Consider the following 10,741-nt stretch of genomic DNA (forward strand, 5'->3'; position numbering starts at 1 on the left):
CGCCGCCACGGTCGGGTTTCAAGAGCCGCCCCGGTCCGGGATGGTCGGAGCGAGGGATCGGGACGATGGGACGCGGGCGCCGGGGCTGGCAGGCCGTCGCGATGGTCGTCCTCGGCGCGGGGGCGACCGGGGCGGGCGCGACCGGAGCCTGGGCGCAGGACCCGTTCGGCCCGGGCCTGCCCTCGCCGGGCATCACCGCCCCCCTCCTGCCGCCGCCCCTCCCCGAGCGCGACGCCGAACTGACGCTCTCGGCGAGTTTCGCGGGCTCGAACGGGCCGATCCGCTCCGGCCTCGCCTGGCGGATCTTCGAGGACCGGAGCGAGGGTGGACGCCCGGCCATCGTCGCCCGCTCGACCGAACCGAACCCGACCCTGCGGCTCCCGGCCGGCGCCTACATCGCCACCGTCACCTACGGCTATGCCAGCGCCTCGAAGCGGGTCTCCCTGTCGGGCCAGCCGATCACCGAGACCCTGCGGGTGGCGGCGGGCGCCCTGAAGCTGTCGGGGGCCATCGGCGACCTGCGGATCGCGCCGGGCCAGCTCGCCTTCTCGGTCTTCGTGCCGGTGGGGACGAACTCGGAAGGGCGCCTCGTGCGCAGCGGCATCAAGGCCGGCGAGGTCGTGCGCCTGCCCGAGGGGACGTACCATGTCGTGTCGAGCTACGGCGATTCGAACGCGATCCAGCGCGCCGACCTCCGGGTCGAGAACGGAAAGGTCACCGACGCGACCCTCAATCACCGCGCCGCGACCGTGACCCTGAAGCTCGTGGCCGCCCCCGGCACCGAGGCCTTCGCCGGCACCGCCTTCAGCGTGCTGACCCCCGGCGGCGACACCATCCGCGAGGCGATCGGTGCGTTCCCGGCGGTGACCCTGGCGGAGGGCGACTACGTGCTGATCGCCCGCCACGACGGGCAGGTCTACACCCGCGAGTTCAAGGTCGAGAGCGGCATGGACCACGATGTCGAGGTCGTGGCCAAAGCAAGCTGAGGATCGGACGCTGAGGATCACCGGAAGGGACGCGGCGCCATGACCCTGTCACGGATCGCCCTCGCGGCATGCCTGGCGCTCGCCGGCTCGGCCGGTGCCCGGGCCCAGACCGTCACCGACGGGTCGGACGCGGCCGTCGGCGCCGCGGCCGCGAAGGCCGTGCTCGTGCTGCTCGGCAGCCGGATCCGCGATCCCGAGGCCCGGGTGGCGAACCTGCGGGTCGGGCGCGCCGGAGCCCTGTGCGGCACGGTGGATGTGCGCAACCGCATGGGCGACCATGCCGGCCCCCGTCGCTTCGTGGCCGATCCCGCCGAGGGCTTCTTCGGCCGGCTTCCCGAGGGGCCGGAGCTGCGCAGCCCCGGGAGCCCGGCGGATTTCCAGGCGATGCAGCGGGCCAGGGCGCTGTTCGAGGCGAACTGCACCGCGGGCTGAGGGCGCCGAGCCCGGCCGGAGCCGTCAGGCGAAGGGCACGATCAGCGGCAGGGCCAGGATCGCGCCGGCGGCGAGGACGATCGCGTCGCGCAGGCGCCGGCCGAGGAAGGCGCGGAGGCCGCCGCGGCTTCGGGTGAGGTCGTCGCTGAGGGTCATGCCGGTCGCTCCCGTCGGTCGAGGCCCGCGGTATGGCCAAGCCGCGGCTTCCCCGACAGGAACGGTGACAGTACAATTCCGATGAACTGTCCGGTACGAGTCCCGGCACGGTTCGGAGGAAGCCCCATGACGGACCGTCCGGCCGAGACGGGCGCGACCCGCGTCGAGGTGGTGATGCAGGCCATCCACACCCGCATCCAGGCCCGGGCCCTGTCCCCCGGCGCCCGGCTGCCCTCCGTGCGGGGGTTCGCCGAGACCATGAGCGTCTCGAAATCGACGGTGGTGGAGGCCTATGACCGCCTCGCGGCGCAGGGGGCGATCGTCTCGCGGCCGGGCTCGGGCTTCTACGTCGCGACCCGTGCCGAGCCCCTCTCGGTGGCGGCGCTCGGGCCGCGGCTCGACCGGGCGGTCGATCCGGTCTGGATCACCCGGCAGTCGCTGGAATCGGGGGCGGACCACCTCAAGCCGGGCTGCGGCTGGCTGCCGCCGGACTGGCTCCCGGAGGAAGCCCTGCGCCGGGCCCTGCGCCAGGCCGCCCGCCGCAGCGAGACGGTGGCATTCTACGACACGCCCCAGGGCCACGCCCCCTTGCGCCAGCTGCTGGCGCGACGGCTGACCGAGCGGGGCATCCTGGCCCATCCGGACCAGCTCGTGCTGAGCGATTCGACGACGCACGCCCTCGACCTCGTCCTGCGCTTCCTCACCGAGCCCGGCGACACGGTGTTGCTCGACGATCCCTGCTACTTCAGCTTCCAGGCGCTCGCCCGCGCCCACCGCCTGCGCCCGGTCGGCGTGCCGTTCGGGCCGGAGGGGCCGGACCTGGCCGCCTTCGAGCGGCAGCTGACCGCGCACAAGCCGCGGCTCTACGTCACCAATTCCGGCCTGCACAATCCGACCGGCGCGACGCTCTCCCCCGTCGTGGTCCACCGCATCCTGCGGCTTGCCGAGATACACGGCACCCTGATCGTCGAGGACGACGCCTACGCGGATTTCGAGGCGGAGCCCGGCCCCCGCCTCGCGGGCTTCGACGGGCTCGACCGGGTGATCCATGTCGGCGGCTTCTCCAAGACCCTCTCGACGGGCTTGCGGGTCGGGGTCGTGGCGCTGCGCGCCGACTGGGTCGAGCGCCTCGTCGACCTCAAGCTCGCCGTGACCCTGAGCGACGGGCATTTCGCCGCCGCGACCCTCCACCGGTTCCTCGGCGACGGCACCTACCGCCACCATCTCGACGGCCTGCGCACCCGCCTCGCCGATGCCCGCGGACGGGTGGTGCGGCGGCTCGCCGAGGCGGGCCTCGCCGTCCCCTTCGTGCCGGGCGGCGGGATGTTCCTGTGGGCCCGCCTGCCGGACGGCCTCGACGCCGCCGACGTGTCGCGCCGCGCCCTCGCCCGGGGCGTGGTGTTGGCGCCGGGCAACGTGTTCTCCCTCGGCCAGGGCGCGGCCGATTTCCTGCGCTTCAACGTGGCCCAATGCACCGACCCGCGGGTGTTCTCCGAGCTGGAACGCGCCATGGCGGGGTGAGGCGCTGGCGGGCTGAGGCGCCGGCAGGCGCATCGCCCGGAGCCGGGGTTTGTCGAGGCTCCTCGGGGAGGGTGCCCGATGGGCTGGTCCGAGGGCCGGCCTCCGCCGCCCGGGCCGATGCCCGAAACCTTAAACTTTCCCCGCTACGGCTCGGGTCCGGGTTGAGGATCGGGGCCGGCCATGGCGTTCGTCGAGGCATCGCGGGATCGGGACGGGGCTGCGCCCTCGGCGGTGGGGCGAATCGGCGCCCGCATCGGCCTCGTCGGCCTGTTCTCCGGGACGCTGCTGCTCGCGGCCCTGCTCCTGTTCAGCATGCAGCCGATGTTCACCAAGCGCGTCCTGCCGATCCTCGGCGGCTCGCCCGCGGTGTGGTCGGTGGCGATGGTGGTGTTCCAGGCGCTGCTGCTCGCCGGATACGCTTACGCCCACGCCCTGACCCGCTGGCTGCAGCCCCGGGCGGCCCTGGCGCTGCACGTCCTCGTGCTGCTGGCCGGCTTCCTGTTCCTGCCGGTAGCGGTGGCCAGGGGGTTCGGCGCGCCTCCGGCGGAGGGCGAGGCCCTGTGGCTGATCGGGCTGTTCCTCGCCTCGGTCGGCCTGCCGTTCTTCGCGCTCTCCGCGAGCGCCCCCCTGCTCCAGGCCTGGTTCGCCCGCTCGGGCGACGCCCGCAGCGCCGACCCCTATTTCCTCTACCGCGCCTCGAATGCCGGCTCCTTCGCCGCGCTGATCGCCTACCCCCTCGCGGTCGAGCCGCTGCTCGGCCTCGACGCGCAGGCCCGCCTCTGGTCCATCGGCTACGGCGCCCTCACCTGCGCGGTGGTCGCCTGCGGCCTGCGCCTGCGCAACGGCGCCCCCGTGGCCGGACCGGCCGCCGCGGCCGCCGAGGCGTCCCCCACGGCAGGGCGGCGGCTCGCCTGGATCGGCCTCTCGGCCGTGCCGTCCGGGCTGCTGGTGGCGGCGACCGCCCACATCTCCACGGATGTCGCGGCGATCCCCCTGATCTGGGTGGTGCCGCTGGCGCTCTATCTCGCGAGCTTCATCGTGGCCTTCCGTCCAGGGCCGACCTGGGCCGGCCGGTGGCTCGGGGGCGTGCAGGTTGTCGGCACGCTCGTCGCCTTCGCCGCGCTTCTCTTCAAGCAGACGCCGTTCCTCATCGATCTCGGCGTCACGCTGGGCCTGCTCCTCGTCAACGCGCTGATCGCCCACCGCGCCGTCTACACCCTGCGTCCCCCGGCCGCCCGGCTCACCGAGTTCTACCTCTGCACCTCGCTGGGCGGTGTCGTCGGCGGCATCTTCGCCGCACTCGTGGCGCCGCAGATCTTCTCCGACGTCTCGGAATACCCGCTGCTCCTGGCGGCGGCGTTGCTGTGCCGGCCCGGCGTCATCGCGGGCGGCCTGTCGGCCATGGCCCGCGAGGCGGGCCGCTGCGCGATGCTCCTTGGCGGCGCGATCCTCGCGGCGCTGATCGCCACGCTGCTGCGCGGGCCCCAGGTGGGCGTCGGCGTCCTTCTCGTGTGCCTGATGCTCACCCTCGCGGCCGGCTGGCGCGTGCCGGCCCGGGCGGCCCTGGTCGGCATCGCCGTCGGGATCGGCTGTGTCCTGCTCCAGGCGGCGGTGTGGGCCGAGGGCGGCAATCACCGCAGCTTCTTCGGCGTCCACCGGGTCTATGCCAGCCCGGACGGGCAGTTCCGCCTGCTCACCCACGGCACCACCATCCACGGCGCCATGCGCCTGCGCGCGGCGGACGGCACGCCGAGCCTCGGCCGCCCGGAGCCGGCGACCTACTATGCGCCCGGCGCCCCGCTCGCCGACGTGTTGGCGATCAGCCGCGAGATCAATGGCCCGATCCCGGCGGTTTCCGTCGTCGGGCTCGGCGCGGGCAGCCTCGCCTGCCACGCCCAGGCCGGGGAGGCCTGGACCTTCTACGAGATCGATCCGGTGGTGATCCGCCTCGCCCAGGACGCGACCACGTTCCGCTTCCTGTCCGATTGCGCCCCGGACGCCCGCATCGTGCAGGGCGACGCGCGCCTGACCCTCTCGGGCCGCACCGGACAGGCGCGGGTGCTCGTGATCGACGCCTTCTCCTCGGACGCGATCCCGGTCCATCTCCTGACGCGCGAGGCCCTCGCCGTCGATCTCGCCCATCTCGACGCCCAGGGGCTGCTGGCGCTCCACATCAGCAACCGCCACTTCGACCTGAGCCACGTGCTGGCCCGGCTCGCCGCCGAGCGCGGCCTGACCCTGCTGCGCCGCCTCGACATGCCGAAGGCGCTGTCGGCGCGGAGCATGCGCCTGCCCTCCGAAGTCGTCCTGATGACCCGCGACCCCGGGACGATCCGCGCGGCGGAAGCGTTCGGCTGGACCGTGGTGGCCGCGGATCTCGCGCGGCGTCCCTGGAGCGACGACTTCGCCAACGCCCTCGAGGCCCTGCACGACCGCTGGCAGGCACCGCTCCCGGCGATGCCCTGACAGGCGGCCACTCCGGCCGCGACCGCGGAGCGGGATCGCGGCTTACGGCGCCGGCTGCTCGACGTGGTGCCCGTCGAGCACGGCCTCGGTGCTGGGGCGGCTCTCGGCGACCCCGTCGGCGCGGCGGCGGTCCGGCGAGGTCGCCTCCTCGACAAAGGCCGCCACCGCCGCATCGAGCGTCAGGGACGTGGTCTTCTGGCTGCCCATGCGCCGCACGGAGACCGTGCGCTCCTCCGCCTCGCGCCGTCCGAGCGCCAGCAGCACCGGCACCTTGGCGAGGGCGTGCTCGCGGACCTTGTAGTTGATCTTCTCGTTTCTCAGGTCGGCCTCCACCCGCAGGCCGGCGCGCTCCAGCACCCGTACGACCTCACGGGCATAGGGGTCGGCGTCGCTGGTGATGGTGGCCACCACCACCTGCACCGGCGCCAGCCAGAGCGGGAAATGCCCGGCGAAGTGCTCGATCAGGATGCCGGTGAACCGCTCCATCGAGCCGCAGATGGCGCGGTGGATCATCACCGGCGGCTTCTTCTGGCTGTCGGCGTCGATGTAGCTGGCCTCGAACCGCTCCGGCAGGTTGAAGTCCACCTGCGTCGTGCCGCATTGCCAGTCGCGGCCGATGGCGTCGCGCAGGACGTACTCGAATTTCGGGCCGTAGAACGCGCCCTCGCCGGGATTGACCGCGGTCTTGATCCGCCCGCCCGACTGCGCCTCGATCTGCGCCAGCACCTGCGTCATCACGGCTTCGGCGTGGTCCCACAGGGCGTCGGAGCCGACCCGCTTCTCGGGGCGCGTCGAGAGCTTCACCAGGATCTGGTCGAAGCCGAAATCCGCGTAGGTCGAGAGGATCAGGTCGTTGATCGTCAGGCACTCGGCGGCGAGCTGGTCCTCGGTGCAGAAGATGTGCGCGTCGTCCTGGGTGAAGCCGCGTACCCGCATCAGGCCGTGCATGGCGCCCGACGGCTCGTACCGGTGGACCACGCCGAACTCGGCCATGCGCAGGGGCAAATCGCGGTAGGATTTCAGCCCGTGCTTGAAGATCTGCACGTGGCCGGGGCAGTTCATCGGCTTCAACGCGAACCAGCGCTTGTCCTCGGCGTCCTCGCCGGCCGATTGGGCCGCGAACATGTTCTCGCGGTACCAGCCCCAGTGGCCAGAGGTCTCCCACAGCGACTTGTCGAGGATCTGCGGCGCGTTCACCTCGGCGTAGTCGCCCTTCAGGCGGCGGCGCATATAGGCGATCAGTTCCTGGAAGATCGTCCAGCCCTTGGCGTGCCAGAACACGACGCCGGGGCCTTCCTCCTGGAAGTGGAACAGGTCCATCTCCTTGCCCAGGCGCCGGTGGTCGCGGCGCTCGGCCTCCTCCAGCCGGTGCAGGTAGGCGTCGAGATCGCCCTGCGAGGCCCAGGCGGTGCCGTAGATGCGCGTCAGCATCGGGTTGTTGGAATCACCCCGCCAATAGGCGCCCGCGACCTTCATCAGCTTGAAGGCGGTGCCGACCTTGCCGGTCGAGGTCATGTGCGGGCCGCGGCACAGATCGAACCACGTGCCCTGGCGGTAGATCTTCAGGTCCTCGCCCGCCGGAATCGCGTCGACCAGCTCGACCTTGTAGGTCTCGCCCTTCTCGGCGAAGAGCGACTTCACGTCGTCGCGGGTCCAGATTTCCTTCGTGAACGGGGCGTCGCGCGCGATGATCTCGCGCATCTTGGCCTCGATCTTGGGGAAGTCGTCGGGCGTGAACGGCTCGGGCCGGGCGAAGTCGTAATAGAAGCCGTTCTCGATCACCGGGCCGATCGTCACCTGCGTGCCGGGCCAGAGCGTCTGCACCGCCTCGGCGAGCACGTGGGCGCAGTCGTGGCGGATCAGCTCCAGTGCGCGGGGATCCTCGCGGCCGATGAACTCGATGGCGGCGTCCTCGGCGATCGTGTCGTCGAGATCCCGCACCACCCCGTCCAGCGCCATGGCGACGGTGCGCTTGGCCAGCGACTTGGCAATGCCCTCGACCACGGTCCGGCCGGTCACCGCGGCGTCGAACGCGCGGGTGTTGCCGTCGGGAAAGGTCAGGATGGGCATGGCTCGGAACCGCTTTTTCTTGGTCGCTGCGCGCCCCGGGAGGGCGTCGGCGGGTTTGCGGGACGCGGGGCCGTGAAGTCAACGTCGATTGAGATCGGCGACCGGAGCGGTCGCCTCACGGCCGCCATTGCGAAAACCCGACGACCCGGTGGAGGAGGCGCCGATCGCGGGCGACCTCGCCGAAGGGGGCGAGTTCCCAGGTCCAGGAGCGCTCGGGCGGGCCGAGGCGCTGGCCGTAGAGCAGATCGTGCCGCGCATGCACCCGGCCCTGCCGGTCCTCCTCGGTCTCGTCGAGATCGGTGAGGAGGCAGACCTGCGCCGAGAGCCCGGCCAGGGCGGCGAGATGGCCGGCGACGAGGCGGGCGCCGAAGGCGTCGCCGTCGTCACGGGTCCAGGGGCCGAGGGGGCGGCGCGTGCGCTCGAGCCGGGCGACCGGGCGGATCGGCAGTTGCGACAGGAGGTTGGCCGAGATCACGAGCCCGGTCTCCGCCTCGGTGCAGACCGGCGGCAGGCGCGGGTCGAGGTCGGGCGCGGCGCCCGTCAGCAGGTCCATGGCGCCGCTGAGATCGGCCGTCAGCAATTCGACCTGCGGGATGGCCCGCACGGCGCGCCGCACGGCCAGGGGATGCACGGCATCGACCAGCACGACCCGTCGGAAGCCCGTCGCGAGCGCTGCGAGCGGCACATCGGCCAGGGGCCCCGAGCCCAGCACCACCGCCGTGCCGCGATGCCCGCAGCGGGCGATCGCCGCGCCGATCACCGCCCGGCTCGCCTCGCAATGCGGCGCCCAGGCCCCGCGGCAGCGGCGGGCACGGGATTCGAGCCAGATGCTGTCGCGCCGATAGCCGAGTCGGCGCTGGGCGGCGGGCGCGGGGGTCGCGAGGGCGCGCAGGAGATCGAGGAGCACGGGCACGATCCGCCGCCACGGGGCGGCTCCTGTCAACGGCCTTCGTCATCGCCGGGTCGCGGAGCGGCGGCAGACAGGCTACCCGGCTCTCATGACGCGCCCGCCGATGACCGCTTCCCCGACAGCCCGCTGCGTGGCGGCCGTGATCGCGCTCTGCGCCGGCCTCGGCGTGGCGGCCGGGTTCTCGGCGGTGTTCGGCCGGACCGGATCGGCGCCGCTCGCGGCCTGGATCATGGCCGGCTATTTCACGAACCTCACCGGGCTCGTCGTGGCATTCGTGTTCGGGGGTCTCGCCCTGGGCCGGCGGGGCTTCGCCGCGCCCTGGCTCCTCGGCGGCACGGCGCTCGCGACCCTGCTCGTCGGCGTGGTCCAGCGGCTCCTCCTGCACGGGCTGAAGGTGCGGCAGGGCGGCGACCTCGTCGCCGACCTTCTGCTGCATCAGGCGCTGCCGATCCTGGTGCCGCTGTTCTGGCTCGCCTTCGTGCCGCGGGGGCGGCTGCGCTGGCGCGACCCACCGCTCTGGGCCTGCTATCCGCTGGCCTATCTCGCCCTCACGCTTCTGCGCGGGGCCTTCGGGGCGCGCTATCCCTACCCGTTCCTCGATGTGGGCCGCCTCGGCTGGGGGCCGGTCCTGGCCTATGCGACGGGGATCGCGGCGGCCTTCCTCTTGGTCGGCTGGGGCATGGTGGCCCTCGACCGGGCGCTCGCCGCACGCGGGCGCGACCGGGAGGCCGATGAGGCCCTTCGCTGAGGGTCAGCCCGCGAAGATCGCCGCGATCTCGCCCGGCCCGAGAAGACGAAATCCGCCGGCCTCCAGGTCGGAGGGGAGCGTCAGCCCGCCGACGCGATCGCGGTGGAGCGCGTCGACGTGGTTGCCGAGTGCGGCGAACATGCGCCGGACCTGATGGTAGCGCCCCTCATGCAGCGTGACCGTGCAGTGGGTGGCGTCCCCGGCCTCCATCTCGACCGGCAGGAGGGGCTTGTCCTCGCCCTCCAGCATGAGTTCGCCGGAGGCGAGGATCGCGGCCTCGTCGCCCTGGAGCGGGCGGGCCAGGGTGACCCGGTAGCGTTTGGCCACCTTCGCCTTCGGCGCGATGATCCGGTGCAGCAGGGCCCCGTCATCAGTGAGGAGGAGGAGCCCGGAGGTCTCCTTGTCGAGCCGGCCGACCGTCGAGAGAGCCGGATCGCGCCGCCGCCAGCGCTCGGGCAGGAGGCTGTAGACGAGCGGTCCGACCTCCTTGTGCGAGCAGGTCACGCCGAGGGGCTTATGCAGCATCAGGCACAGGCCCGGCAGCGGGTCGAGGGGCTCGCCCATCACCGTCATGCGAGCGGAAAGGTCTGGGTCGAGGGTGAGGCGCGCCGAGGCGTCGGTCAGCGTCACGCCGTCGCGCAGGACACGCCCGGCACGGGCGAGCCCCTCCACCTCCCGACGCGAGCCGTAGCCGAGATTGGCGAGCAGCCGGTCGAGGCGGACGGCCTTGCTCATGCGCTCGCCCTCCCGGGCCGGCGGGCGGGCGGCGAGTGGCGAGCGCCCCTCACTTGCGCGCCTCGAACAGCTTGTAGCCGCCCGCCTTCGCGGTCTCGGTGACGGTGCGGAACGCGGCGCGCAGGGGCGCCTCGTAGGGCAGATGGGCGTTGGCCACGAGGACGAGCGTGCCGCCGTTCCGAAGCGACGCCGCCGCCCGGGCAATGAACGCCTTGCCCAAAGCCTGATCCTCGGCGCCGCCGTCGTGGAAGGGCGGGTTGGTGACCACGAAGTCGAGGCCGGACAGGGCGGGCCCGGACCCGCGCAGGTCGGCCCAGTGGTGGCTGGCGCGCGGGTCGTCGACGTTGCGGCGGGCCATCGCGACGGCGCGGCGGTCGATGTCGATCAGGGCGAGGGCGGCGACCTTCGGCGCGCGCAGCACGGCGAGCGACAGGACGCCGATGCCGCAGCCGAAATCGGCGCCCCGGCCGGACAGGGCCGGCAGGTGGCGCAGCAGCAGCGCCGTGCCGGGATCGAGCCGGTCCCAGGAAAAGATGCCGGGCTGGGAGCAGAGCGCGAGGTTGTCGATGTGGCGCGGGGCGCCGGCCTCGAGCGCCGCCGCGATCCCGGCGGGCGCCGCGGGGCGCAGGAGGGTGCAGATGCGGTGATGGCGCCGCGCCTCCTCGGCGACCGTGCCGCCGAAGCCGCGCAACTCCTTGGCGAGGCGGGCGCCGCCCC

The 10,741-nt window shown here is 73.1% G+C and carries 10 protein-coding genes; 5 read left to right on the plus strand and 5 right to left on the minus strand.

The window, feature by feature from the left end:
• Positions 1-65 precede the first annotated feature (65 nt).
• Both LW587_RS11490 and LW587_RS11495 read left to right on the plus strand, forming a co-directional pair.
• Positions 66-986, plus strand: a complete 921-nt coding sequence (locus LW587_RS11490; RefSeq protein WP_232629729.1) for a hypothetical protein — start codon at positions 66-68, stop codon at positions 984-986.
• A gap of 39 nt (positions 987-1,025) precedes the next feature.
• A complete protein-coding gene (locus LW587_RS11495) occupies positions 1,026-1,418 on the plus strand; it encodes a hypothetical protein (protein WP_232629730.1) in 393 nt (130 codons plus the stop codon).
• 24 nt (positions 1,419-1,442) lie between these two features.
• On the opposite strand, the gene LW587_RS24045 is transcribed toward LW587_RS11495, so the two are convergent.
• The gene (locus LW587_RS24045) at positions 1,443-1,574 is read right to left on the minus strand and encodes a hypothetical protein (RefSeq protein WP_269780325.1); all 132 of its coding nucleotides are present in this window, start codon (positions 1,572-1,574) and stop codon (positions 1,443-1,445) included.
• Between the two features lie 126 nt (positions 1,575-1,700).
• On the opposite strand from LW587_RS24045, the gene LW587_RS11500 reads away from it, so the two are divergent.
• Complete coding sequence (locus tag LW587_RS11500; RefSeq protein ID WP_232629731.1) at positions 1,701-3,095, plus strand: aminotransferase-like domain-containing protein; 1,395 nt, start codon at positions 1,701-1,703, stop codon at positions 3,093-3,095.
• A 180-nt stretch (positions 3,096-3,275) separates the two neighbouring features.
• On the plus strand, positions 3,276-5,561 hold the full coding sequence (locus tag LW587_RS11505; protein ID WP_232629732.1) for a fused MFS/spermidine synthase: 2,286 nt from the start codon (positions 3,276-3,278) through the stop codon (positions 5,559-5,561).
• Between the two features lie 42 nt (positions 5,562-5,603).
• On the opposite strand, the gene thrS is transcribed toward LW587_RS11505, so the two are convergent.
• The gene (gene thrS, locus LW587_RS11510) at positions 5,604-7,631 is read right to left on the minus strand and encodes a threonine--tRNA ligase (protein WP_232629733.1); all 2,028 of its coding nucleotides are present in this window, start codon (positions 7,629-7,631) and stop codon (positions 5,604-5,606) included.
• 115 nt (positions 7,632-7,746) lie between these two features.
• On the minus strand, positions 7,747-8,538 hold the full coding sequence (locus LW587_RS11515) for a hypothetical protein (RefSeq protein WP_232629734.1): 792 nt from the start codon (positions 8,536-8,538) through the stop codon (positions 7,747-7,749).
• 106 nt (positions 8,539-8,644) lie between these two features.
• Between LW587_RS11515 and LW587_RS11520 the strand changes: the two genes are divergently transcribed.
• Complete coding sequence (locus tag LW587_RS11520; RefSeq protein ID WP_232629735.1) at positions 8,645-9,289, plus strand: Pr6Pr family membrane protein; 645 nt, start codon at positions 8,645-8,647, stop codon at positions 9,287-9,289.
• Positions 9,290-9,292: 3 nt separating this feature from the next.
• On the opposite strand, the gene LW587_RS11525 is transcribed toward LW587_RS11520, so the two are convergent.
• The gene (locus tag LW587_RS11525) at positions 9,293-10,024 is read right to left on the minus strand and encodes a pseudouridine synthase (RefSeq protein WP_232629736.1); all 732 of its coding nucleotides are present in this window, start codon (positions 10,022-10,024) and stop codon (positions 9,293-9,295) included.
• Between the two features lie 49 nt (positions 10,025-10,073).
• Positions 10,074-10,741, minus strand: a 668-nt coding sequence (locus tag LW587_RS11530; protein ID WP_232629737.1) for a class I SAM-dependent methyltransferase, incomplete at its 5' end; no start/stop codon positions are given.

The organism is Methylobacterium sp. Leaf118 (assembly GCF_920984675.1).
In the GTDB taxonomy this organism is placed as follows: domain Bacteria; phylum Pseudomonadota; class Alphaproteobacteria; order Rhizobiales; family Beijerinckiaceae; genus Methylobacterium.